Origin of the sequence: Methylobacterium mesophilicum (assembly GCF_036441335.1) — a bacterium.
GTDB lineage: Bacteria > Pseudomonadota > Alphaproteobacteria > Rhizobiales > Beijerinckiaceae > Methylobacterium > Methylobacterium mesophilicum_B.
Genome location: NZ_MLBW01000033.1, coordinates 82,769 through 107,302, shown reverse-complemented (window position 1 = coordinate 107,302; position 24,534 = coordinate 82,769). Strand labels below are relative to the sequence as shown.

At 71.9% G+C, this 24,534-nt stretch carries 21 protein-coding genes and 3 pseudogenes; 16 read left to right on the top strand and 8 right to left on the bottom strand.

Annotated elements, in window-relative coordinates:
• Positions 1 to 68: 68 nt before the first annotated feature.
• From MMR14E_RS20290 to MMR14E_RS20280, 3 genes are all read right to left on the bottom strand, one after another.
• Positions 69 to 674 (bottom strand): XRE family transcriptional regulator, encoded by a 606-nt coding sequence (locus MMR14E_RS20290; RefSeq protein ID WP_331316772.1) that lies wholly within the window; start codon positions 672 to 674, stop codon positions 69 to 71.
• Between the two features lie 147 nt (positions 675 to 821).
• Positions 822 to 1,187 (bottom strand): response regulator, encoded by a 366-nt coding sequence (locus MMR14E_RS20285; RefSeq protein WP_149309184.1) that lies wholly within the window; start codon positions 1,185 to 1,187, stop codon positions 822 to 824.
• 33 nt (positions 1,188 to 1,220) lie between these two features.
• The gene (locus MMR14E_RS20280) at positions 1,221 to 1,502 is read right to left on the bottom strand and encodes an STAS domain-containing protein (protein ID WP_331316770.1); all 282 of its coding nucleotides are present in this window, start codon (positions 1,500 to 1,502) and stop codon (positions 1,221 to 1,223) included.
• Between the two features lie 319 nt (positions 1,503 to 1,821).
• On the opposite strand from MMR14E_RS20280, the pseudogene MMR14E_RS20275 reads away from it, so the two are divergent.
• From MMR14E_RS20275 to MMR14E_RS20240, 8 genes and pseudogenes are all read left to right on the top strand, one after another.
• Positions 1,822 to 2,682, top strand: a pseudogene (locus MMR14E_RS20275) (methyl-accepting chemotaxis protein); the annotation flags it as partial.
• A 193-nt stretch (positions 2,683 to 2,875) separates the two neighbouring features.
• Positions 2,876 to 4,000, top strand: a pseudogene (locus MMR14E_RS20270) (chemotaxis protein CheA); the annotation flags it as partial.
• 46 nt (positions 4,001 to 4,046) lie between these two features.
• Positions 4,047 to 4,199 (top strand): hypothetical protein, encoded by a 153-nt coding sequence (locus tag MMR14E_RS20265; protein WP_331316876.1) that lies wholly within the window; start codon positions 4,047 to 4,049, stop codon positions 4,197 to 4,199.
• Positions 4,199 to 4,609, top strand: a complete 411-nt coding sequence (locus tag MMR14E_RS20260) for a chemotaxis protein CheW (protein ID WP_331316871.1) — start codon at positions 4,199 to 4,201, stop codon at positions 4,607 to 4,609. Before MMR14E_RS20265 ends, MMR14E_RS20260 begins: the two co-directional genes overlap by 1 nt.
• A gap of 72 nt (positions 4,610 to 4,681) precedes the next feature.
• Positions 4,682 to 7,033 (top strand): annotated as a pseudogene (locus MMR14E_RS20255) (methyl-accepting chemotaxis protein); the annotation flags it as partial.
• A 46-nt stretch (positions 7,034 to 7,079) separates the two neighbouring features.
• Positions 7,080 to 7,553 carry a chemotaxis protein CheW gene (locus MMR14E_RS20250; protein WP_331316869.1) on the top strand — a complete coding sequence of 158 codons (474 nt, stop codon included), beginning with the start codon at positions 7,080 to 7,082 and terminating at the stop codon, positions 7,551 to 7,553.
• Between the two features lie 13 nt (positions 7,554 to 7,566).
• The gene (locus tag MMR14E_RS20245) at positions 7,567 to 8,415 is read left to right on the top strand and encodes a CheR family methyltransferase (RefSeq protein WP_331316768.1); all 849 of its coding nucleotides are present in this window, start codon (positions 7,567 to 7,569) and stop codon (positions 8,413 to 8,415) included.
• Positions 8,412 to 9,497, top strand: a complete 1,086-nt coding sequence (locus MMR14E_RS20240; RefSeq protein WP_331316766.1) for a chemotaxis response regulator protein-glutamate methylesterase — start codon at positions 8,412 to 8,414, stop codon at positions 9,495 to 9,497. The genes MMR14E_RS20245 and MMR14E_RS20240 overlap by 4 nt, the downstream gene beginning before the upstream one ends.
• Before the next feature lie 127 nt (positions 9,498 to 9,624).
• Here MMR14E_RS20240 and MMR14E_RS20235 read toward each other — a convergent pair whose 3' ends face one another.
• The 3 genes from MMR14E_RS20235 to alr all read right to left on the bottom strand — a co-directional run bounded on the left by MMR14E_RS20235 (position 9,625) and on the right by alr (position 12,570).
• Entirely contained in the window at positions 9,625 to 9,846 is a 222-nt protein-coding gene (locus MMR14E_RS20235; protein ID WP_331316765.1) for a hypothetical protein, read from the bottom strand.
• A gap of 328 nt (positions 9,847 to 10,174) precedes the next feature.
• Positions 10,175 to 11,434, bottom strand: a complete 1,260-nt coding sequence (locus MMR14E_RS20230) for a D-amino acid dehydrogenase (RefSeq protein ID WP_331316764.1) — start codon at positions 11,432 to 11,434, stop codon at positions 10,175 to 10,177.
• Between the two features lie 8 nt (positions 11,435 to 11,442).
• Entirely contained in the window at positions 11,443 to 12,570 is a 1,128-nt protein-coding gene (alr, locus tag MMR14E_RS20225; RefSeq protein WP_419539379.1) for an alanine racemase, read from the bottom strand.
• 153 nt (positions 12,571 to 12,723) lie between these two features.
• Between alr and MMR14E_RS20220 the strand changes: the two genes are divergently transcribed.
• From MMR14E_RS20220 to MMR14E_RS20190, 7 genes are all read left to right on the top strand, one after another.
• Entirely contained in the window at positions 12,724 to 13,173 is a 450-nt protein-coding gene (locus tag MMR14E_RS20220) for an Lrp/AsnC family transcriptional regulator (RefSeq protein ID WP_192710968.1), read from the top strand.
• A 12-nt stretch (positions 13,174 to 13,185) separates the two neighbouring features.
• A complete protein-coding gene (locus MMR14E_RS20215) occupies positions 13,186 to 14,427 on the top strand; it encodes an amidohydrolase (RefSeq protein WP_331316762.1) in 1,242 nt (413 codons plus the stop codon).
• Entirely contained in the window at positions 14,424 to 15,335 is a 912-nt protein-coding gene (locus tag MMR14E_RS20210) for a LysR family transcriptional regulator (protein WP_331316761.1), read from the top strand. Before MMR14E_RS20215 ends, MMR14E_RS20210 begins: the two co-directional genes overlap by 4 nt.
• Before the next feature lie 101 nt (positions 15,336 to 15,436).
• A complete protein-coding gene (locus MMR14E_RS20205; RefSeq protein WP_331316760.1) occupies positions 15,437 to 16,321 on the top strand; it encodes an NAD(P)-dependent oxidoreductase in 885 nt (294 codons plus the stop codon).
• Complete coding sequence (locus MMR14E_RS20200; protein WP_331316759.1) at positions 16,321 to 17,859, top strand: aldehyde dehydrogenase family protein; 1,539 nt, start codon at positions 16,321 to 16,323, stop codon at positions 17,857 to 17,859. Before MMR14E_RS20205 ends, MMR14E_RS20200 begins: the two co-directional genes overlap by 1 nt.
• 107 nt (positions 17,860 to 17,966) lie before the next feature.
• Positions 17,967 to 19,331 carry a DUF3100 domain-containing protein gene (locus MMR14E_RS20195; protein ID WP_331316758.1) on the top strand — a complete coding sequence of 455 codons (1,365 nt, stop codon included), beginning with the start codon at positions 17,967 to 17,969 and terminating at the stop codon, positions 19,329 to 19,331.
• Between the two features lie 78 nt (positions 19,332 to 19,409).
• The gene (locus tag MMR14E_RS20190) at positions 19,410 to 20,564 is read left to right on the top strand and encodes a M20 aminoacylase family protein (protein ID WP_331316757.1); all 1,155 of its coding nucleotides are present in this window, start codon (positions 19,410 to 19,412) and stop codon (positions 20,562 to 20,564) included.
• 60 nt (positions 20,565 to 20,624) lie between these two features.
• Here the strand turns inward: MMR14E_RS20190 and katG are convergent, their stop codons facing one another.
• Together katG and MMR14E_RS20180 are read right to left on the bottom strand one after the other, a co-directional pair.
• Complete coding sequence (gene katG, locus MMR14E_RS20185) at positions 20,625 to 22,943, bottom strand: catalase/peroxidase HPI (RefSeq protein ID WP_331316756.1); 2,319 nt, start codon at positions 22,941 to 22,943, stop codon at positions 20,625 to 20,627.
• Positions 22,944 to 23,318: 375 nt separating this feature from the next.
• Positions 23,319 to 23,561 (bottom strand): hypothetical protein, encoded by a 243-nt coding sequence (locus MMR14E_RS20180; protein ID WP_331316755.1) that lies wholly within the window; start codon positions 23,559 to 23,561, stop codon positions 23,319 to 23,321.
• Between the two features lie 160 nt (positions 23,562 to 23,721).
• Between MMR14E_RS20180 and MMR14E_RS20175 the strand changes: the two genes are divergently transcribed.
• Positions 23,722 to 24,462, top strand: coding sequence for a GntR family transcriptional regulator (locus tag MMR14E_RS20175; RefSeq protein ID WP_331316754.1), 741 nt, complete (start codon positions 23,722 to 23,724; stop codon positions 24,460 to 24,462).
• Positions 24,463 to 24,534 lie beyond the last annotated feature (72 nt).

Sequence of the window (24,534 nt, the reverse complement as noted above, 5' to 3'; positions counted from 1 at the left end):
CACTAAAATTTCCTGCTGAGAAATTCAGCACCGTCTGCGACGGGGCCGGGCAGACGGGCGCGCCGCGTTCACTGCCGGGGATAGGCGATGATCGACAGGTAGGTCATCGGCCGCTTGATCAGCGCCTGCGGCCCGTGCAGCGCCTCGGCGTCGAACAGGAGCGCGTCGCCCGGCTTGAGGTGGTAATCCTGCCCGGCATGGCGGTAGCTCACCTCGCCGCTCAGCATGTAGATGAACTCGACGCCCGCGTGGCGGAAGCCGGTATAGACCTCGGCATCCTCTTCCAGGGTGATGAGGTAGGGCTCGAGCACGGTCTCGCCGCGGATGCCGGCGCCGAGCAGTTCGTAGATGTGCCCGACCTTGGTGCCGCGCCGCTCGATGACGACTCCGGTGCCCTTCTTCACGTAGGAGCAGTCGCGGCTCTCCTCGAAGGCGGCGAAGAGGGTGGTGATCGGCACGTTGAGCGCCTTCGCCACCGCGTTGACCGTGGCGAGCGACGGTGAGATCTGCCCGTTCTCGATCTTCGAGACCATGCCGGGCGAGATGCCGGCCGCCGCGCTGAGATCGGCGACCGAGAGTTCCCGCTCGCGGCGCAGGGCGCGGACCTGGTGCCCGAGCGCCCGTTCCAGGCTCTTGCCATCCTCGGTCGGCGCGTTCGAACCGGTATTCAGCATGGAAGGCCCGCGAACTGGATGACCCCGCGGCCGGAAGCGTCCCGGCCGGTCGATCCACGGTCCATAGCCGATTGCACCGCGTTCCGCAGGCCCGCGGCCGGGGCCGGCGGGCCGGCGTGTCCCGGCCGCGCGGCCTCAGGCGCGGCCTCAGGCGCGGACGAGTTTGCCCACGACGGCGAGCAGCTGCTCGGGCTTGAACGGCTTGGTGATCCAGCCGGTCGCCCCGGCCGCCTTCGCCTGCTGCTTGATCCCCTCGTCGGATTCCGTGCTCAGGAAGAGGATCGGCACGCCGGTGCAGCTCGGCAGTGTCCGCAACTGCTTGATCATCTCCAGCCCGTTCATCACCGGCATGTTGAGATCGGTGATGACGAGGTTGACGGTCTCGCTCCTGGCTTTCGCCAAGCCCTCCGCGCCGTCACCGGCCTCGATCACCGTGTGGCCGGCCGGGCCGAGCACGACCTTGATCATCTGCCGGATGCTGGGTGAGTCGTCGACGGCGAGGACAGTGGCCATGACAGGTATTCCGTTCTTGCGGCTGGGGCGCGCCTAGAGGAGCGGCGCGCTGGGGAGTGCGATCGCGGCGCGCTGGAACGCGCTCTCCACCGCCGGGGGGACGTTGACCAGCGCGATCCCGGAGGCTCGGCGCCGCGCCGTCGTGTCGGCCGCGAGCACGATCTGGACGAAGGTGACGTCCGCGCGCTCGACCGCCGCGCAGTCGAGGGTCAGGCGCCCCGCGCCGGCGAGCGCCGCCGTCAGCGTGTCGTGCAGCGACCGGACGGTCCGGATGGTGCAGTCGGAACCGAGCGTGACGACAGGGGCCTCGGACATGCGGGTTCGTACCCTCGACGACAGACTTGCGGGGCGGCGCGCCGCCGCGTTCGAGTCAACACCGCGGCGGGTAAATTCTTCCTGAAGGTTCTGACAATCGAGGGCGGCTGACGCGGCCGCGGGCCCAGCATCGGGCGATGGTCGGGTCGGCATTGAACAGTCATTCTTAGCTAATACTTCGATCTGCGTCGGCCGTTGCAGCCATCGGCCGAGCGATAACGCTTTCTTTAACGGCGATCCCTAGCCTTGGGCGGGCACCGACCGTCGGATTGCCGCTTGACCCGCGCGCATCGGACGACGCCGAGAGATCCGCCCGCCGATGTCCTTCCAAGTCGCCCACGACATTCTCAGGCAGGTCCCGGCCCGGTTCCGCCGGCCCGATGACCGGCGCGGATCGGGCCCGGCGCCCGGCGCCGCGATGCCGGCGGCCCCGCTCGCGGAGGTGGCCGCGTCGGCCGGCGCGCCCGAAGCCGCGCCGCCGGTCGCGATGCCGCCCGAGCCGGCGCATGCGGCCGATCTGCTCCAGGCCTGGCTCGGCCTCTCGGCGCAGCAGCGGACGCTGCTCGACGCCCTCGTCGCCGAGCTCGGGATCGTCTCAACCGACGTGGAGGCCAACGTCCACGGCCTGTCCAACCGGTTCCAGAACATCGCCGCCGCGACCTGCGAGCAGTCGGAGATCGTCCGGGGGCTCGTCGCCTCGGTTCAGACCGTCCGGATCGACGACAAGACCCTGCAGCTCGGCGACGTCGCCGCCGGCCTCGGCGAGACTCTCACCGCGCTGATCGAGCGGATCACGCTGATGTCGTCCCGCGGGTCGACCCTCGCGCAGGGGCTGGCGGGGGTGCTCGAGGGCCTGTCGTCGGTCGAGGGCAGCGTCGCGCAGATCGAGCGGATCAACCGCCAGACCAACCTTCTCGCCCTGAACGCCAAGATCGAGGCGGCCCGGGCCGGCGCCAGCGGCGCGGCCTTCGCGGTGGTCGCCGACGAGGTGCGCGGCCTCGCCACGACCATCAACGCCCTGTCGGACGTGATCAAGCAGCAGATCGGCACCATGGCGGCCGGCCTGCGCGGCAGCCACGCCCTGCTGGGCGACATCGCGGCGATCGACATGTCCGAGGAGAGCCGGACGGCCGAGACGCGCGTCCGCATGGTGATGCGGGCGCTGGTCGAGCAGAACGCGCAGGTCGCGGGCATCCTGCAGCAGACCGCCGAGACCACGCAGGCGATCACGCAGGACGTGTCGGCGGCGATCGTGGCGATGCAGTTCCAGGACCGGGCCAAGCAGCGCATCCAGAACGTCGAGGGCCTGCTGCGCGCGGCCGGCGCGGAACTCGGCCGGCTCTCCGCCGACAGCGCGGAACGCGGCGCGGCGCCGGGCGATGCGGCCNCAGCTCGCCGGCCTGCACGCCGATCCCGGCCTCAAGACCGTCGCGGAGGAGATCGAGCGCCTCTCGGCGCGCCTGCGCGACACCACCATGAGCATCCGCATGGTCGCCATCGGCGCCCTGTTCGGCCGCTTCCGCCGCCTCGTCCACGACCTCTCGCGCGACCTCGGCAAGCCGGTCGAGTTCGTCACCGGCGGCGAGGAGACCGAGCTCGACAAGACCGTGATCGAGCGCCTGGCCGACCCGCTCGTCCACCTGATCCGCAACGCCATCGACCACGGCGTCGAGGCGCCCGAGCGCCGCGCGGCCGCCGGCAAGCCCGCCACCGGGCGGATCACCCTGACGGCCGAGCATGCCGGCGCCCAGGTGCTGGTGAGCGTGCGCGACGACGGCGCCGGGCTCGACGCGGCGCGCATCCGCGCCAAGGCCGAGGAGCGGGGCCTGTGCGCGCCGGGCGCGGTGCTCACCGACCAGCAGATCTACCAGTTCCTGTTCGCGCCGGGCTTCTCGACCGCGGCGACGATCTCGGCGCTGTCGGGGCGCGGGGTCGGCATGGACGTGGTCAAGAAGACGATCGAGAGCCTGCGCGGCACGATCGACATCACCACCGGGCCGGGGGGCGGGACCTGCGTGGCGCTGCGCCTGCCGCTGACGCTGGCGATCATCGAGGGGCTTCTGATCCGGGTGGGGGCGGGCCGCTACGTGATCCCGCTGGCGGCGGTGGAGGAGTGCGTCGCGCTGCCGGCGGGCGAGCGGGACGGGCGCGGGCGGGACTTCCTGAACATCCGCGGGGCGCTGGTGCCGTTCCTGCGGCTGCGCGCGCTGTTCGGGGCGTCGGGCGAGCCGGAGGAGCACCAGAAGGTGATCGTGGTGTCGGCGGGCGAGGCGCGGGTCGGRCTGGTGGCGGACCAGATCATCGGCAACCACCAGACGGTGATCAAGTCGCTGTCGAAGCTGCACGCGGACGTGGCGACGTTCTCGGGGGCGACGATCCTGGGCGACGGCACGGCCGCGCTGATCGTCGATGTCGGCCGGCTCGTGGGCGGCGGCGGCGCCGAGCGGGCGCGCGAGACCGCGCGCGAGAGCCTGCGCGCGTACCAGGAGGTGGCGTGATGACCAGCGGCGTGACCAGCGGGTCATCGCGGCCAATTTCGGCCGCATGCCGAAGGTCGCCAAGGCCGCCCAGGACAACCTCATCCGCGGCTACAACCTGCCCCAGGGCGTGATCTCCCAGCTCTACCGGGCCTGCGCGGCGGGCCAGCCCGGCCTGTTCTCGAAGGTCGGCCTGAAGACCTACGCCGGCAGGTGGTGATGTTCCGGATCGGCACGGAGAGCTTCGCGCTGGAGGCCGGGATGGTGCGCGAGATCATCGACCCGATCCCGGCGACCCGGGTGGCGGGGGCGCGGCCGCACGTCGACCGGATCGTGAACGTGCGCGGCAACGTCGTGCCGCTGGCCGACATCCGCGCGCGGTTCGGGATGCCGGCGGCGGCCGACAGCCCGGACACGCGCTTCCTGGTCCTGGAGGTGGCGGTGGCGGGCGATCCGGTGGTGGTCGCGCTGGTGGCCGACAAGGTGTTCGCGGTCACCGAGGTCGATCCGGCCGACTGCGAGGCGGTGCCGCCGGTCGGGACGACGTGGCGGCCCGAGTACATCCGCGCCATCGTCAAGGCCGGCGACGACTTCATCATCGTCCCAGAACTCGAGCAGATCCTCAACTGAAGTCCCGTCGCGGTCCTGTCGAGACCCTGTTGCAGTCCTTTCGAAATCCCGTGCGCGTGTAGGGAGAGTACGATGCGTTTCACAATCAAGGCCAAGCTCGGGATCGCCTTCGGGTTGATCCTGCTGCTACTGGGCGGTGCCGGCTACCTCGCCGTATCGAGCCTGAGCGGTTCCAACGAGCGGATGCAGGCCTTCGCGGCCCGTCCGTTCACCCAGGTCCAGCGCGTCCTGCGCTTCGAGTCGATGTCCTTCGATGCCGCTCGGATGTTCGCGCGGTCGATGCTGGAGCCGACCAACGCGGCCCGCGAGAAGCTGTTCGCCGATTTCCGGGCGCACGACGCCAAGTTCCAGGCCCTGTTCAAGGACTATCAGGACCTCGTCCCGGTCGACGAGCGTGCCCGTGTCCAGCTCCTGCGTGACGACTGGTCGAAGCTCAGCGAAGCCGTCACCAAGGGCATGGAGTTCGCCATCCAGAACGGTAACAACACCGCCAATGCGATCGCAACCGGCGAGCAGCTGAGCGCCTTCACGGCGGTGATGGCCAGGATCGACGACATCAAGGCGCGGCCCGACCTCTCGATCGAGGACCGGGCCCAGATCGGCGCGATCGAACTGAAGATGGTCCGTCTGCGCGGCGAGATCTACCGCGAGATCGTGATCACCGACGACGCGCTGCTCGCGAAGATCGCCGGCGAGTTCAAGGAGACCAAGGCCACGCTGGAGCGCGATCTCGCCAAGTTCATCGAGACGTCGCGCGGAACCGGGCTGGTCGATGCCGTCAACGCCCTCAACGCCGCCGTGAAGGCCTGGACGCCCTCGGCCGACAAGGTCTTCGCCCTCGGACTGGCGAACACGGACGCCAAGGCGCTCCAGTCTTACGTCGGCCCGTTCACCGATGCCCGCAAGGCGGTGCTCGAGGACGTGGTCAAGCTGCGCACCTACGAGGAGAACGTGGCGCAGGGCTTCGTGCAGAGCACCCAGGCGGCCTTCGAGTCGACCCGCACGATCATGATCGCCGTCGTGGCCGGTGCCGTCGTGCTCGGCCTCGCCATGGCGCTCTGGATCGCGATCACGATCTCCCGCGGCCTGTCGAAGGCGGTCTCCGCCGCCCAGAGCGTGGCCGCCGGCGACCTGACCCGGGACGTGGCCGTGACCGGTCGCGACGAGGTGTCCGACCTCCTGCAGGCGATCCAGGCGATGAACGTGAAGCTGCGCGAGGTGGTCGGCCAGGTGGTCAACGCCGCGAGCAACGTGTCTGCGGGGTCACAGGAGCTGTCGGCGTCGGCGGAGCAGCTGTCGCAGGGCTCGACCGAGCAGGCGGCCTCGACCGAGGAGGCGTCGGCGTCGATGGAGGAGATGGCGGCCAACGTGAAGCAGAACGCCGAGAACGCGAGCCAGACCGAGACGATCGCCCGGCAGTCGGCCCAGGACGCGGAGGCCAGCGGCGTGGCGGTCGGCCGGGCGGTCGAGGCCATGCAGACCATCGCCCAGAAGATCACCATCGTGCAGGAGATCGCCCGCCAGACCGATCTCCTGGCNGCCGCGAGCAACGTGTCTGCGGGGTCACAGGAGCTGTCGGCGTCGGCGGAGCAGCTGTCGCAGGGCTCGACCGAGCAGGCGGCCTCGACCGAGGAGGCGTCGGCGTCGATGGAGGAGATGGCGGCCAACGTGAAGCAGAACGCCGAGAACGCGAGCCAGACCGAGACGATCGCCCGGCAGTCGGCCCAGGACGCGGAGGCCAGCGGCGTGGCGGTCGGCCGGGCGGTCGAGGCCATGCAGACCATCGCCCAGAAGATCACCATCGTGCAGGAGATCGCCCGCCAGACCGATCTCCTGGCGCTGAACGCCGCCGTCGAGGCGGCCCGGGCGGGCGAGCACGGGCGCGGCTTCGCGGTGGTGGCCAGCGAGGTGCGCAAGCTGGCCGAGCGCAGCCAGGCGGCCGCGGCCGAGATCGGCACGCTCTCGGCCGACACCGTCAAGGCCGCCCAGCAGGCCGGCGACATGCTCGGACGGCTCGTGCCCGACATCAAGAAGACCGCCGGCCTGGTCGAGGAGATCACCGCCGCCTGCCGCGAGCAGGATGTCGGCTCGGGCCAGATCAACCAGGCGATCCAGCAGCTCGACAAGGTGACCCAGCAGAACGCCAGCGCCTCCGAGCAGGTCTCGGCCACCTCCGAGGAGCTGGCCACCCAGGCCGAGAAGCTGCAGGCGACGATCGCCTACTTCCGCATCACCGAGGCGCCGGGCGCGTCCCTGGCCGGTGRCCCCCTGGCCGGTGCTCCCCTGGCGGGCGTCGACCAGGCGGTGACGCGGCTGCGGACGACGGCGGCGCGGATGGGCGCGGCCCCGGCGGGCGCGGCCTCGGCGGCGATCCGCTCGCCGAGCCCGAAGCGGGCGCAAGACCGCAGCCGGGCCGGGCCGGGCCGGGCCGGGCCGGGCCGGGCCGCCGCAATCCATCCGGAGATCCCGCATGTCCAGTGTGTGGCAGTACCTGACCCTCGGCCTCGGTTCCGAGACCTTCGGGATCGACGTCGAGCACGTCCACGAGATCCTCGACTAYCGGGTGCCGGCGGCGCTGCCGCAGGCGCCGGCCTTCCTGCTGGGGATGATCGACGTGCGCGGGCAGAGCTACCCGGTGGTCGACCTGCGGACCAAGCTCGGCCTGCCGCCGGTCGCGCGCACGCCGGCGACCCGGATCATCCTGCTCCACCTCCCGCTGCCGGGCCGGGCGCTGCGGGTGGGCCTCGTGGCCGACCGGGTCATCGAGGTGACCGAGCTCGACCGGGCCGAGATGGAGGCCGCGCCCGAGGTCGGCGGGCGCTGGAACGCGCGCTACATCGCGGGGATCGGCCGCCGCGGCGAGGCGTTCGTGGTSGTGTTCGACCTCGCCGCGCTGATGGACGGCGACGCCCCGGCCCTCGACGCCGCACCCCGGGCCGCCTGAGGGATCCCGCACCATGGAGACCGATCCGGGGCCGCTCAGCGACCGGCATTTCCGCTCCGTCGCCGACCTGATCCAGCAGCACGTCGGCATCCAGCTCCCGCCGGCCAAGCGCACCATGGTCGAGGGGCGGCTGCGCAAGCGCATGCGCGCCCTCGATCTTCCGACCCTGGAGGCCTACGGCCGCCACCTGTTCGAGGCCGGCCATCTCGCGGACGAGTTCCCGCACCTCGTCGACTGCGTGACGACGAACAAGACCGACTTCTTCCGCGAGCCCGCGCATTTCGACCTGCTGCGCGCGACGATCGTGCCGCGGCTGGCGGCGCGCGGCGACCGGCCGCTGCTCAAGGTCTGGAGCGCGGCGGCCTCGACGGGGGCCGAGGCCTACACCCTGGCGATGGTCCTGCAGGACATGGCCGCCGATCGGTTCCGATACGCGATCCTCGGGACCGACATCTCCTCGGAGGTGCTCGACCGTGCCCGCACGGCGATCTACCCGGAGGAGATGCTGGCCGCCGTGCCGCCGGACCTGCGGCGGCGCTACGTGATGGTCGCGCGCGACCGGGCCCGGCACGAGGGGCGGATCGTGCCGGAGCTGCGCGCCCGGGTGCGTTTCCAGCGGCTCAACCTGATGGACGAGGTCTACCCGATCGACCGGGACGTCGACCTCGTCTTCTGCCGCAACGTGCTGATCTACTTCGACAAGCCGACCCAGAAGGCCGTGGTCGCGCGCCTAGCCGCGCATCTGCGCCCCGGCGGCTACCTGATCGTCGGCCATTCCGAGTCCATGGCGGGCGTCGGCGTGGCGGGCCTCGAGCAGGTCTCCTCCACCGTCTTCAGCAAGCTGAGGGAGTCCAGCCGGTGAGCGCGTCCCGACCGATCCGCGTCCTCGTCGTCGACGACTCGGCCTCCGTCCGCCAGACCCTGTGCGGCATCCTCGAGACGGCGCCCGACATCGAGATCCTGGGAACGGCCGCCGATCCGTTCATCGCCGCCCGCCGGATCCAGGAGGAGATCCCGGACGTCATCATCCTCGATCTCGAGATGCCCCGCATGGACGGCCTGACCTTCCTGCGGAAGATCATGGCGCAGAAGCCGCTCCCGGTGATCGTCTGCTCGACCCTGACCGAGGCGGGCTCCCGGATGCTGTTCGAGGTCCTGGAGGCGGGGGCGGTCGACGTGCTGCCGAAGCCGCGGGTCGACACGCGCCAGTTCCTGCTCGAATCCACCGTGCGGGTCTGCGACGCGGTCCGGGCGGCCGCGCGGGCCAAGCTGCGCGGGAGCCGACCGCGCCGGCAGATGGTCGAGGCGAAGCTCTCGGCCGACGCCGTCCTGCCGCCGCCGGTCCCGGGGCGCGTGGTGGCCGAGACCGACCGGATCGTCTGCATCGGCGCGTCGACGGGCGGGACGGAGGCCCTGCGCGACGTGCTCGAGGTGCTGCCCGCCGAGTCCCCCGGCCTCGTCATCGTGCAGCACATGCCGGAGCACTTCACGGCGGCGTTCGCCAAGCGCCTGAACGGGCTCTGCGCGATCGCCGTCAAGGAGGCGGAGGACGGCGACCTCGTGCTGCGCGGCCGCGCCCTGATCGCTCCGGGCGGGCGGCACCTCATGGTCGAGCGCCGCGGAGCCAGCTACGCGGTGTCGGTGAAGGACGGGCCCCTCGTCGCGCGCCACCGGCCGTCGGTCGACGTCCTGTTCCGGTCGGCCGCCCGGGCGGCCGGCGCGAACGCCCTCGGCATCCTCATGACCGGCATGGGCGACGACGGCGCCAATGGTCTGCTGGAGATGCGCCGGGTCGGGGCCCAGACCGTCGCGCAGGACGAGGCGAGCTGCGTGGTGTTCGGCATGCCCAAGGAGGCGATCGACCGCGGCGCGGCCGCCAAGGTCCTGCCGCTCGAGCAGATGCACCTCGAGATCCGGCGCTTCGGCCTGTCCGCGGCGCGCTGAGGCTGCGGCGCGCGCCGGGCTCAGGACTGGTCGCGTTGCACGGCCAGCGCCTCGGATCTCGCCCGGCGCCCCCGTGTGCGGCTGGATGGCTGGGCCGCTGCGCGCCGCGTCCGGCCGGTACCCGTCTTCACCGACTGGGCTCGGGGGAGCTTCTTGCTTCCGCCGCGCCGCGATGGGTGATCTGCTCAGCGTCGGCGCCCTGTTCCTGCGGTCCGGCATCCAGCAGGTCCTGAACACCGGGCGGATGATCGGGCACGCGGAACAACCGGGCCAGCCCGTCGGCGACGCCCCGCAGAACGGCGTCCGCCTGCTCGTGATCTTCCTGGCCCTGTACGACGATGAAACTCATCTGCGCACTCGGATGGTTCGTTCAGATCCTCAACTCGACACGCTGCGAAGGGTTGCCAGGCCTGTCGGAAGTCATCCGACGATCATGCGATTCCGCACTTCGTGAACGTCATGTAATCAACCGGTGGTCGTATCGTGCTGAATAATGAATGATTGCCCGGAGACCCGGCGAGATGTCGCTACGACTCGCGGGGTCTTTCTCGGAGCGGAGTCCGGTCGCGCTCTGCGCTGTGCGTGGCAGCCTTGTGCTGGTGCACTACGGCACACGCTGCGCAGCGCGCCACCGGTTCCGTGTGCACCCGGCTCGCGAGCGGGCGGCCCCGGCCGGCTCACGCGGCGTAGCGGTCGAGCGCCAGGTCGTCGCTCGCAATCTCGGGAGCCCGGCCCGACACGAGGTCGGCGAGCAGGCGGCCCGAGCCGCAGGCCATGGTCCAGCCGAGTGTGCCGTGGCCGGTGTTGGTGAACAGATTCCCGACCCGCGTGCCCCCCACGATCGGGGTGCCGTCCGGCGTCATCGGCCGCAGGCCGGTCCAGAACGAGGCCCGGTCGAGATCGCCACCGGCCGGGAACAGGTCCTGCACAGAGCGCGCGAGGGTCTCGCGGCGCGGCGCGCGCAGGGCGCTGCTGAACCCGGCGAGTTCGGCGGTGCCGCCGACCCGGATCCGGTCGCCGAGCCGGGTGATCGCGACCTTGTAGGTCTCGTCCATCACCGTCGAGACCGGCGCGGCCGCCGCGTCGGTGATCGGCAGCGTCAGGGAGTAGCCCTTCACCGGGTAGACCGGCAGCGCGATACCGAGGGGGCGCAGCAGGGCCGGTGTGTAGCTGCCCAGCGCCGCCACGTAGGCATCCGCCCGCAGGAGGTCACCGTCGGCGGTCTCGACGGCCGTCACCCGGTCGCCGGCGTGGTGCAGGCGCGCGATCGCGGTCCGGTAGCGGAAGGTGACGCCGAGGCCCTCGCAGATCGCGGCGAGGCGCTGGGTGAACAGGTGCGCGTCGCCGGTCTCATCGCCCGGCAGGCGCAGGCCGCCGACGAACACGTCGCGCACGGCGGCGAGGGCCGGCTCGGCCGCGATGCAGCCGGCCGGATCCAGCACCGTGTAGGGCACGCCGTAGGCGTCGAGGACGCGGGTGTCGTCGCCGACATGGTCGAGCTGCTTCTGCGTCCGGAAGAGCTGCAGCGTGCCCTTCTCCCGGTGGTCGTAGGCGATGCCGGTCTCGGTGCGCAGGTCACGCAACGCGTCGCGGCTGTACTCGGCGAGCCGGACCATGCGGCCCTTGTTCCGCTGGTAGGCCTCCTCGGTGCAGTTCGCGAGCATGCGCGTCAGCCACGCGTAGAGGCGCGGCTCCAGCCGCGGCCACAGCACCAGGGGGCGGTGCCGCATCATCAGCCACTTGAGCGCCTTCACGGGGATCCCGGGGGCCGCCCAGGGGGCCGAGTAGCCGGGCGAGACCTGCCCGGCATTGGCGAAGCTGGTCTCCAGGCCGGAGCCGGGCTGGCGCTCCAGCACGGTGACCTGATGGCCGGCCCGGGCGAGGTAGTAGGCCGAGGTGACGCCGACGACGCCGCCGCCGAGGATGTGGACGTGCATGGCGGGCCTCAGGCTCCGAGATAGATGCGGTGGAAGCGGTGGCCGAGGCTGGTCAGGACCTCGTAACCGATCGTGCCGGCCGCCGCGGCGACGGCGTCGACGTCGCGCTCCGGCCCGACGATGTCGACGAGCGCTCCCGGCCCGAGGGTGCCGGGCGCCACGTCGGTGACGTCGAGGACGAGGCTGTCCATCGAGACGCGCCCGACCACGGGCAGCCGGGCGCCGCCGAACCACGCCGCGCCGCCCGCATTGCTGCGGAAGAACCCGTCCGCGTAGCCGATCGCGACCGTGGCGAGGCGGCTGTCCCTAGTGACTGTGGCCGCGTGGCCGTAGCCGACCGGCGTCCCCGCCGGGACGCTGCGCGTCTGCATCACCCGGGCCCGCAGGCCGATCACCGGCCGCATCGGGTTCGCCGCGCCGTCCTGCGGGGCGATCCCGTAGAGCGCGGCACCGGGGCGCACGAGGTCGAAGTGGAAGTCCGGACCGAGGAAGATCCCGGACGAGGCCGCGAGGCTCGCCGGCACCGCGGGCAGACGCCGCCGGACGGCCTGGAAGACCGATAGCTGCGCGGCGTTGACCGGGCTGTCCGGCTCGCCGGCGCAGGCGAGGTGGCTCATCACCAGCCGCAGGTCGAGGCCCTCAAGCGCGTCTGGGTCGTCGAGCAGCGCGCCGACCTCCTCCGGCGCGAAGCCGAAGCGGGCCATGCCGGTATCGACCTGGAGGATCGCCGGCAGGCGCCGTCCGAGGCGCCGGGCGAGAGACTGCCAGCCGTCGCGCTGGGAAAGATCGTTGAGGACGGGCACGAGGTCGTGGTCCGCGCAGGTCGCCTCGCTGCCCGGGGGGGCGCCGTTGAGCACGGCGATCACCGCGCCGGGGCCGAGGATAGACCGGAGAGCCACGCCCTCGCCGACCTGGGCGACAAAGAAGTGTCGGCAGCCGGCGGCGGCCAGGACCGGCGCCACACGGTCGGCCCCGAGCCCGTAGGCATCGGCCTTGACGACGGCCGCGCAGTTCGCGGTCCCGGCTTGGACGGCGAGGCGGCGGTAGTTCTCCGCGATGGCCGCAAGATCAATGGTGAGGAGCGCGGAGGCTGTCCCGGCCGGACCCGCATCGGGCCGGAACGCGCGATCGATCATGCTCATGGCGACCCTCGGGACGACGCGCGGATGCGATGCCCGAAAGCTACACGAAGGATCGTCGAACGAGCGTGCATCCTGTCGAAGAGATTTGAGTTTGAAGCGTGGCCGTGCAAGTTTCTGCGGCCAGTTCGAAGTTCCTGCGAGTCGGGTGTGGACGCGATCGACCGCCGCATCATCCAGGCCCTGCGCGGCGACGGCCGGATCAGCAACGCGGATCTCGCCGCGGCGGTCGGCCTGTCGGCCTCGGCCTGCCATCGCCGCGTGCGGCTGCTGGAGGAATCCGGCGTCATCCGGGGCTACACGGCGCTGATCGGCGGCGCGGTCGACGGGCCCGGGCTCGTGGTCCTTACGCAGTTCACCCTGGACCGCCAGACCGAGGACTATCTCAACCGGTTCGAGGCGGCCGTGCGGCGCTGTCCCGAGGTGCAGGATTGCTATCTGATGACCGGGACGGCCGATTACCTCGTGAAGCTCAAGGTGATCGACGCGGCCGATTACGAGCGGTTGCACAAGGATGTCCTGTCGCGCCTGCCGGGGGTCGCCCGGCTGCAATCGAGCTTCGCCATTCGGACGGTCGTGGCGGCGGGCCGGCCGCTCTGAGGGGAACCCGGCATGACGCCGAGCACCGAACCGCGCGCGGGCGCCCCCTGCGACCTGCGCCTCCACGACGCCGCACTCGCCGACGGAAGCCGGGCGACGATCGACATCCGGGGCGCATGCGTCGCGGCGCTGCGGGAGCCCGGCGGGCCGCTGCCGCCGGCTGGCCGCACGATCGATCTCGGCGGCGCCCTGGTGCTGCCGGGCCTGACCGACGGGCACGTCCATCTCGACAAGTGCCTGCTCGGCTTGCCCTGGCGCCCACACGCGGCGGCAAGGTCGGTCCGCGCGATCATCGACGATGAGAAGGCGTTCCGCCGAACCACGCGGATCCCGCTCGCCGAGCAGGGCGCCGAGGCGCTCCTCGAACGCCTGCTCCGTGGCGGCACGACGAGCCTTCGGACCCATGTCGATATCGACGACGTCACGCGGCTCGACCACCTCGCCCAGATCCTCGACCTGCGGGCGCGCTGGTCCGATCGCCTGCAGATCCAGATCGTCGCCTTCCCGCAGAGCGGGATCCTGGGCTGCCCGCCGGTCGCAGACGACCTGGACGCGGCCCTGCGGATGGGCGCGGACCTCGTCGGCGGCCTCGACCCCGTCGGCATCGACGGCGACCGCGACGGTCACCTGGACGTCGTCTTCGCCCTGGCCGAGCGGCACGGCAGGGGCATCGACATCCATCTCCACGACGGCGGCGCGGCCGGACTCGCCACGATCGCGGCGATCGCGGCCCGGACAATGGCGGCCGGGCTCGGCGGGCAGGTCACGATCAGCCACGCCTTCGCGCTGGCGGAGGCCGACGACCGGGAGCTCGGCCGGATCGCGGAAGCCCTGAACCGGGCCGGCGTCGCGATCCTCAGCAGCGTGCCGGGCGGGGCCCGATGCCCGCCGATCCCGCGGCTGCGCGCGCTCGGCGTCCCGGTCTGCCTCGGCACCGACAACGTCCGCGACTGCTGGAACCCCGCCACGGTCACCAGCATGATCGCCCGCGCCCAGCTCGCCGCCTACCGGTTCGACCTGCGCGCCGACGCGGACCTCGCGGCGTTGCTGGCGCCGATCACAGCCGTCCCGGCGCGGGTGCTGGGCCTCGGACCGGGTACGGTGGGGCCCGGCGGGCGGGCCGACCTGATCGCCTTCGCGGCCGTCGGCGTGCCGCAGGTGATCGTGGAGCGCCAGGAGCCTGTGCTGGTCGTGGCGCGGGGCGCCGTCGCGATCGACCGGCGCGGCGCGGCCGCCGNGGACCCGCCGCCGTGAACGACCGCGCGCTGCGCTACCTGCTGGCCGTCGTGCGCGCGGGCTCGGTCCGGGCGGCCGCCGAAGTCCTGAACGTCGCGGCCTCGGCGGTGAGCCGGCAGATCATCGAGCTGGAGGCGCAGGTCGGCGAGACCCTGCTCGAGCGCCTGCCCCGGGGCGTGGTCCCCACCGAGGCCGGTCGTCTCGTCGCCGCGCACGCGCAGCGGCAGGCCGACGAGGCGGCGTTGCTGGAGGACCAGCTGAAGCGCCTGCGCGGGGTGCAGCGGGGCACGATCAGCCTGCGCTGCGGCGCCGGCTTCCTGATCGACCTCCTCGACAACGCGCTGGCCGGGTTCGCGCAGGACCATCCAGGCATCGCCTATCAGGTCGAGATCGGCACCACCGACGGGATCCTCGCGGCCATCGCCCGGGGGGACGCGGATATCGGCCTCGTCTACAACCCGCCCGCGCATCCGGATGTCCGCGGAATCGTCACCGCCCGGCAGCCGCTGCTCGCCATCCTGCCGAAGGGCCATCCCCTCGCCGACGGGGCGGCGCCGGTTCCGCTGCGCAGCTTCGCCACCGAGCCCGCCGCCCTCCTGCCGCCAGACCACGGGGTGCGCCAGCTGATCGGCCGCGTCGAGGCGGATGGCGGCTTCCGGCTGGTGCCGCGGCTGGAGACGGCGTCCTTCGAGCTGCATCGCCGCTTCGTCATGGCCGCGATGGGCGTCGCCTTCCTGCCCCGCTTCGTGGTCGCGGCCGAGCTGCGTGCCGACCTCCTCGACGCTGTGCCGCTGCGCGACAGCATCCTGTCGGAGGCGAGCGCCCACCTCGTCATCCGCGCGGGGCGGCGATTGCCCGAGGGCGCGGCGCGGCTGCTCGGCTGGCTGGCCGACCACATGGTGGCGTTCCGGCCGCCACCAGCCTGACCCTACCGTTCTGGATTTCCGCACGGAATGTGCAGAAATCCATGATTGTGGCAACGCTCGTTTGCCGAGATCATCCTCCTGCACGGTGAGGACGGATTGGCATGACCATCGCAACGGTAGGGGTCGTCGGGCTCGGCAACATGGGTCTGGGCATGGCCGCGACCCTGGCCCGCAAGGGCTTCGCGGTCCTGGGCTACGATATCGACGCGGGCCGGCGCCCCGCCGCCGAGGCGGCCGGCGTCACCGTCCTCGACGCCCTGAACGACGTGCTCGGCCGGGCCGACGCCCTGGTCTTCTCGCTGCCGCTGGCGCGGGACGTGGAAGCGGTGGTCACCGCGGAGGGCGGTCTCCTGTCCCGGACCGACCGAAAGGTCGTGGTGATCGACACCTCGACCTCGGATCCCGGCACGACCCGCCGCCTCGCCGAGCGCCTCGCCGCGGCCGGTCACGCCCTCCTCGACGCCCCCGTGAGCGGCGGCCCGTCCGGCGCCGCCGAGGGCACCCTGACCATGATGATCGGCGGGGCCGCGGCGGATTACGAACTGGCCCGGCCGGTCCTGGAGGCCATGTCGGGCCGCGCGCCGCATGTCGGGCCGTCAGGCGCCGGCAACATCGTCAAGCTCGTCAACAACCTGCTGGTCGCGGCCCATCTCGTGACCACCGGCGAGGCCCTGCGCCTGTCCGAGGCGGCGGGCCTCTCGGCCGAGGAGGCCGTCAAGGTCGTCAACACCGCCACCGGCCGTAGCGCGATCAGCGAGGTCATGGTCCCGCGCTGGGTCCAGTCCGGCACCTTCGACAGCGGCTTCTCGGCGGGCCTGATGCGCAAGGACGTGCGCCTCGCCCTCGAACTCGCCGCCGAATGCGGGATCGACCTGCCGCTCTCCGCCGAGGTCAAGCGCATCTGGCAGGCGACGAAACCCGCCATCCCCGACACGGCCGACTTCACCCGCATGGCCGATTACCGCGATCCCAAGGGAGCCCACTGATGTCCGGCACGCCCCACTCGCCCGCCGCCGACCGGGTCGCCGCCCTCCTGTCCGACCTGCTGCCGGGCGGCCGCATCGGCAGCGTCGTGGCCGGCGAGATCCTCGAAGGGACGGGCGCTGCCCTCGATCTCAACAACCCCGCCGATGGCGGCGTGCTCGCGACCTTCGCCGATGCCGGCCCGTCGGTCGTCGAGGCCGCCATGGCGGCGGCAAGCGACGCCCAGCGCGCGTGGTGGGGGATGAGCGCGGCCGCCCGCGGCCGGGCGATGTGGTCCGTGGCCGCCCTGGTCCGGCAGCACGCCGCGGCTCTGGCCGAGTTGGAGACCATCTCGGCCGGCAAGCCGATCCGCGACACCCGCGGCGAGGTCGCCAAGGTCGCCGAGATGTTCGAGTACTACGCCGGCTGGTGCGACAAGCTGCACGGCGACGTCATCCCGGTCCCGACCTCGCACCTGAACTACACCCGCCACGAGCCCTTCGGCACCGTGGTGCAGATCACCCCCTGGAACGCCCCGATCTTCACCGCGGGCTGGCAGATCGCGCCGGCGATCTGCGCCGGCAACGCCGTGGTGCTGAAGCCCTCCGAGCTGACGCCGCTGACCTCGCTGGCGCTGGGCCTGATCTGCGACCGGGCCGAGGGGATGCCCCGCGGCCTCGTCTCGGTGCTGGCGGGGGCCGGCCCGACCACCGGCGCCGCCGCGGTGGCCCATCCCGAAACGCGGCTCGTCGTGTTCGTCGGCTCGGCCGAGGCGGGCGCGCAGATCGCCGCCGCCGCGGCCCGCGCCATCGTGCCGAGCGTGCTGGAGCTCGGCGGCAAGTCGGCCAACATTGTGTTCGCCGACGCTGACCTCGACCGGGCGCTGATCGGCGCGCAGGCCGCGATCTTCGGCGGCGCCGGCCAGAGCTGCGTGGCCGGCTCCCGGCTGCTCGTGCACCGCACGATCCACGCGTCCTTCGTCGAGCGCCTGTCGCGCGCCGCCGCGCGCATCCCGGTCGGCGCGCCGACCGACCCGGAGACGCAGATCGGCCCGATCAACAACCGGCGCCAGCGGGACAAGATCGCCGCCATGGTCGAGGCCGCCGCGGGGGCCGGCGCGACCATCGCGGCGGGCGGGGCCTGCCCCGCCGCCTTGCGTGACACGGGCGGCTTCTACTACGGCCCGACCATCGTGGACGGCGTCGCGCCGGACGCGGCGATCGCCCGGGAGGAGGTGTTCGGCCCGGTCCTGACGGTCCTGCCGTTCGACGGCGAGGACGAGGCGGTCGCGCTGGCCAACGGCACGCCCTACGGCCTCGCCGGCGCGGTCTGGACCGGCGACGGCGGGCGCGGCCACCGCGTCGCGGCGGCCCTGCGGGCCGGCACCGTCTGGGTCAACGGCTACAAGACCATCAACGTGGCCTCGCCGTTCGGCGGCTTCGGCCGCTCGGGCTTCGGCCGCTCCTCGGGCCGCGAGGCGCTGATGGCCTACACGCAGACCAAGAGCGTCTGGGTCGAGACCGCCGCCGCGCCGGCCGTGACCTTCGGCTACGTGGGCTGAGCCCGACGCCACGGGCGCAACGACCGAGAGGATCTACCGCCAAGCCGGCGATCAAGACCGGCAGGCGGAGCAACGGGCAGCCCCGAGGGGGCCCAAGGAGGACGATGATGGCGGGGGAACTGTTTGCGACGAATACGCGGGCGGTCGCGCCGCCCGTCTCGGGCGGGGGCAAGCTGACGCTGTTCCTGCTCGCCCTCGTCATCGTCATCGTCGCGGAGGCGATCGGCAACGTCAGCATCCCGGTGGGCGCCGGCAAGATCGTGCTGCTCCCGCTGCTCTGGGCCCTGCTGCTGGGCGGCGCGCTGGGGCTGATGAGCCCGCGCCTGCCCGCGCCGCTGCGGCTGTCGACCGCCCTGCAGAACGCGGCCGGCGCCTACCTGCAGCCGGCGCTCCTGATCTTCATCGCCAAGCTCGGCCTGCTCGTGGGCGGGTCGCTGCCGAAGATCCTCGCCTCCGGCTGGGCCCTGGCCTTCCAGGAATTCGGCCACTTCTTCGGCACGATGGTGTTCGGCCTGCCGGTCGCGCTCCTGCTCGGCATCAAGCGCGAGGCGATCGGCGCGACCTTCTCGGTCGGCCGCGAGCCGAGCCTCGCCATCATCGGCGAGCGCTACGGCATGGATTCGCCGGAGGGGCGCGGCGTGCTGGCCGAGTACCTGACCGGCACGGTGTTCGGCGCGGTGTTCATCGCCCTGCTGGCCGGGCTGATCGCCAGCCTCAAGATCTTCAACCCGCTGGCCCTGGCGATGGGCGCCGGCGTCGGCTCCGGCAGCATGATGGCCGCCGCCTCGGGGGCGATCGCGGCCCAGCAGACTCCCGAGGTCGCCAAGGACGTCGCGACCTTCGCGGCGGCCAGCAACCTCGTCACCACGACGATCGGCACGTACTTCACCCTGTTCCTGTCGCTGCCCTTCACGATCTGGGCCTACGGCAAGCTGGAGCCGATCCTCGGCCGCAACCGGGTGGACGCCGCCCGCCCGGCCGAAGCCGACCCTCAGGCGGCCGCGCCGGCCCATCAGGAGGTGCGGATCAGCCTCGGCGAGACCGTGCTCGCCTGGATCCTGATCGGCGCCTACGGGCTGATCGGCAACTGGCTGACGTACGGCGTCGTCCCCGACGCGCAGGTCGTCGCCGGGATGGCGATCATCATCGGCACCGTGCTCGCCGGCTGGGGCCTGTACTTGCTCCTCGGCCGGCGCCTGCCCGCCGTCCTATGGGTCTCGATCATCGGCATGGCGCTGACCTATCCCGGCACGCCCTACGCCGCCGAGATCGCCGCCCTGACCGGCAAGCTCAACTTCCTGGCGCTGGCCACGCCGATCCTGACCTTCGCGGGGCTCTCGGTCGCCAAGGACGTGCCCGCCTTCCGTCGCCTCGGCTGGCGGATCGTCGTGGTCTCGTTCATGGCCAATGCCGGGACGTTCCTCGGCGCGGTTCTCATCGCCCAGTTCTTCATGCATCCGCCGATGGGATGAACCGCCGCGCCGATCGGCGTAGGGTCCGGGCGGGGGATCGAGGCGCTGCGGCGGCCTCCGGCATTGGGGAGAGATCGCATGCGTATCGAGGCGGAGACCGTGGAGCGGATGGTCGCGTGGCGGCGCGACCTGCACGCCCATCCCGAGCTGGCCTTCCAAGAGATCCGCACGGCGGATCTCGTCGCCCGGGAGCTGGCCGCCTGCGGCCTGTCGGTGAAGACCGGGCTCGGGCGCACCGGCGTGGTCGGGACCCTGAGCCGGGGCGACGGCCCGACCCTCGGCCTGCGCGCCGACATGGATGCCCTGCCGATCCAGGAGGCGACCGGCGCCGCGCACGCGTCCCGGACGCCCGGCGTGATGCATGCCTGCGGCCATGACGGCCACGTGGCCATGTTGCTCGGCGCGGCGCGGCACCTCGCGTCGCGCACCGACCTCTCGGGAACGGTGCATTTCATCTTCCAGCCGGCGGAGGAGCTCGAGGGCGGCGGGCGCGCCATGGTCGAGGACGGCCTGTTTCGGTCGTTCCCGTGCGACTCAGTCTACGGCCTGCACAACTGGCCGGGCCTGCCGCTCGGGACCTTCGCGACCCGGGTCGGTGCCATCATGGCCTCCCTCGACACGTTCGAGATCACGGTCGTCGGGTTCGGCACCCACGCGGCCATGCCGGAGCGCGGCACCGACACGCTGGTGGTCGTCTCCGAGATCGTTCTGGCCCTGCAGACCATCGTGAGCCGCCGGATCGCCCCCACGGACCCGGTCGTGCTCAGCGTGACGCAAATCCACGGCGGCGATGCCTACAACGTCATCCCCGACCGCGCCGTCATCCGCGGGACCGTCCGGTGCCTGGACGAGACCGTGCGCAAGCGCGTCGCGGGCCTCGTCGAGGCCATCGCCGGCGGGACGGCTGGCACGCACGGCGCCCGTGCGGAGGTGGACTACCGGTTCGGATACCCCGCCACCGTCAACACCGCCGACGCCGTCGGCACCGCCCTGGAAGCGGCCGGGGCCGTCCCGGACATCACCGCACGCCGCGGCGAGGTCGGCCCCTCGATGGCGTCGGAGGATTTCGCCTACATGCTCGAGGCCTGCCCCGGCGCCTATGCGTGGATCGGGACCGACGGGACGCGCAAGAGCCTGCCGCTCCACAATCCGGGCTACGACTTCAACGACGAGGCCCTGCCGGTCGGCGCCGCCTACTGGGCCGCGCTGACGACGCACAGCCTCAGGCCGTGACACGGCGGGTCCCCTGAGAGACCGCCCGCGCCTCCGGCGCGGGCGGTCTCGATTTGGGGCTCAGGCGGCCATCGGCCCGTAGCGCCGGTGACCCTTCACGTCGAAGCGGTCGAGCATCATGACCTTGTCCCAGGCCTTGACGAAGTCCGCCACGAAGCGCCGCTGGCCGTCGCTGCCTGCGTAGGCGTCGGCGATGGACCGGAGCTGCGCGTTCGAGCCGAAGACGAGGTCGCTGCGGGTCGCCTCGAACTTCGTCTGCCCGCTCGCGCGGTCCTTGAGCGCGAAGGTCATCCCGTCCGAATCCGCCTTCTCCCAGACCAGATCGACGTCGGTCAGGGTGCGGAAGAAGTCGGTCGTCAGCACCCCGACCCGGTCGGTCAGGACGCCCCGGCTCGACCCGTCGTGGTTGGCGTTGAGCGCGCGCAGGCCGCCGGTCAGGACGGTCCATTCCGGGGCCGTCAGCGTCAGCAGGTTCGCCTTGTCGAGGAACATCTCCTCCGGCGAGACGCTGCGCGTCATCTGCCCGAAGCCGTCGTCGACGTAGTTGCGGAACCCGTCCACCACCGGCTTCAGCCACTCGAACATCTCGAGGTCCGTGAGCGCCTGCGTCGTGTCCACCCGGCCCGGCGTGAACGGGACCGGCGTCTCGACCCCGGCGTCGCGGGCCGCCTTCTCCACGGCGACGCAGCCGCCGAGCACGATCAGGTCCGCCAGCGAGATCTTCTTCCCGTCGCTGCGGCCGCCGTTGAAGGTCGCCATCACGCCGCGCAGGGCCTCGACCACGGGCGCGGCCCGCCGGTTGACCGCCCAGTCCTTCTGCGGCGCGAGGGCGAGGCGGCCACCGTTGGCCCCGCCGCGCTTGTCGCTGTCGCGGTAGGTCGAGGCCGCCGAGAAGGCCGTGAAGGCCAGATCCGAGACCGACAGACCCGTGCTGGAGATCGCCTGCTTCAGCGCGGCGATCTCGGCCTCGCCGACGAGGTCGTAGTCCCGCTCGGGCAGCGGGTCCTGCCACAGGAGCCCGTCCTCGATCACGACCTCCGGGCCGAGGTAGCGGTGCTTCGGACCCATGTCGCGGTGGGTGAGCTTGTACCACGCCTTGGAGAAGGCCTGGGTGAAGGCGTCGAAGTCGTTGAGGAACTTCTCGCAGACCTTGCGGTAGTCCGGGTCGACCTTCAGGGCGATGTCGGACGTCATCATCATCAGCGGGTGCATCTGGCCCGCGACGTGGGCGTCCGGCGTCTTCGGCGCGTCGGGATCCTTCGGCGTCCACTGGAGGGCTCCCGCCGGACTCTTCGTCTGCTCCCACTCGAACTTGAAGAGGTTCTCCAGGTAGGCGTTGTCCCACTTCGTCGGATCGGGCGTCCAGCTGCCCTCGATGCCGTTAGTCATCGTGTCCTTGCCGGAGCCCGCGCCCTTCGGGTTGTGCCAGCCCAGCCCCATCGCCTCCATCGGCGCCATCTCGGGCGGCGGCCCGATCTCCTTGGCCGGCACCATGCCGTGGCTCTTGCCGAAGGCGTGGCCACCCGCGATCAGCGCCACGGTCTCCTCGTCGTTCATCGCCATGCGAGTGAAGGTGATCCGGATGTCGCGGGCGGAGGCCAGGGGATCGCCGCTCGCGTAGGGTCCCTCCGGGTTCACGTAGATCAGCGCCTGGTGCGAGGCGGCCAGCGGGTTCTCCAGGTCGTAATCGGCGTCGCCGTTCCTGCCGCGCCAGCGCTTGTCGCGATTCACCATGTCGTCGAAGCTCGAGACCGAACCCATCTCGACCACCTCCGGGCCCCAGTAGGTGGCGTTGTCCGCCTCCCAGGCGTCGAGGCGGCCGGCTGCGAAGCCGTAGGTCGGCAGGCCCATGATCTCGAGGGCGCAGTTGCCGGTCAGGACCATCAGGTCGGCCCACGACAGGGCATTGCCGTACTTGTGCTTGATCGGCTGCAGGAGGCGCCGCGACTTGTCCGTATTGCCGTTGTCCCACCAGCTCGAGATCGGGGCGAAGCGCTGCATGCCGGTGCCGGCGCCGCCGCGCCCGTCGGCGATCCGGTAGGTGCCGGCCGAGTGCCAGGCCATGCGGATCATCTGCGGGCCGTAATTGCCGTAGTCGGACGGCCACCACTCCACCGACGAGGTCAGGAACTGCTTGATGTCGCGCTTGAGCGCCGCGAAGTCGATCTTGGCGAACTCGGCCGCGTAGTCGAAATCCGGGCCGAGCGGATCGGCCGCGAGCCCGTTCTGGTGGAGCACCTCCACCCGCAGGCGATGGGGATACCAGTTCTCCAGCGTCGGCCGGTTGCCGTGGGCGCCACCGATCCGGTCGCCGCCGAACGGGCACTTGCCTTCCATGTGAAACGACGTCGTGTCCGTCTTGTCGATCGTCTCGCTCATCGGGTGGTCCCCCTTGATTGTGCGCGACGGCCGGGCGTGCGGGGCTCGGACGTCGACGGCGGTGGGCGGTGCAGGTGGTCCGAACCCTCAGGCGATTCCCGTCGCGCTCGAGACTCGTGACGAAATGAGGCGGTCTCCGGCCGGATCAAGCTCGGGGCGTCGAAGTCCTGCCCGGGTCGCGGTGGAGAGCCGCGCAGAGATCGCGATGACGTTGTCGCGATCCGCCCTGTCGCCGCCGTCGCCGAGGGCGGGCATCGACTCGAGGTCGACGCCGCGGCGTGCCCGGGCATTGCCCGTCCTCTTGGGGGCCGTGGCCGGCCGTCATGACCGATGTCTCGGCTTCCGAGGGCGGCCGATCGCGACGATCGCCGCCGGTCAGGGCGCGGCTCGTGTGCCGGCCGGCGGGGTGCCGACCGACCCGCTCTCCGAGCCGGTGACGACCTTGCGGGCGGCGGCTTGGCTCTGGCTGGCGTAATCGGGCGGCGCGGTCTCCCCCTGCCAGATCATCAGGCCGGCCAGGGCGGCGATCATCAGCCCCACGCTGACGAGGAGCACGACCAGCACCGGCCTGCCGCGCCGGCCCTGACGGCTCTCCTGTGCCGTATGCTGTTCGACCATCCGCGCCTCGCTGGACCGTGGTTCCGGGAAATCCCGGCGGAAACCCGTGGCCCCGCGAATGGGTCCGGTCCTGCGACGCTGTGGACCGGACGCGCGCAGCGCGCCGACGCCGCGCCGCGACCCGTTGGCGCGCACCGGCATTGGTCATACAGTCATACACATGACCGTCGTGACCGCGCCGCAGCCCGATCTCCGTTTGCCGCTCTACCAGCGCCTGCGGGACGAGATCGCCTTCCAGATCGCCCGCAACGTCTGGCGCTCGGGCGAGCCGATCCCCACGGAGGCGGAACTGGCGGCGACCCACCGCGTCGCCATCGGCACCGTGCGCAAGGCGATCGACGTCCTCGTCGCCGACGGCCTCGTCGAGCGGCAGCAGGGTCGCGGCACCTTCGTGCGGCGTCCGCGCTTCGACCGGTCGCTGTTCCGGTTCTTCCGGCATCTCGGGCCGGACGGCACCCAGGCGGTGCCGGAGGGGCGGATCCTGTCGCGCGAGGCCCGTACGGCGCCCGCGACCGTCCGGGAGGCCCTCGGTCTGGACGCGCGCGGCGAGGCGATCCGCCTGATCCGGACGCGCCACCTGCAGGGGCGCCCGATCCTGTCCGAGGCGATCTGGCTGCCGGCCGCGCGGTTCGCACCGATCCTCGAAGCCCCGCTGACGGAGATCGGCGATCTCCTCTACCCCGCCTACGAGCGGCTGTGCGGGGAGATCGTCGCCCGCGCCGAGGAGACCCTGACCGTCGGTATCGCCGACGCGACCGACGCCGAGCGCCTCGCGATCGCCGACGGGGATCCGGTCGTCGTCATCGAGCGCCTCGCCTTCGGGTTCGATGCCCGCCCGATCGAGTGGCGCGTGACGCGCGGCGCCGCCAGGGACTTCCGGTACCACGTCGACCTCCGCTGAAAGCCCGGCGCCTTGACGCGTCGACCCGCGCGTGCTCATCTATTCATATAAATGACTAGTCCTCTTCGGAGG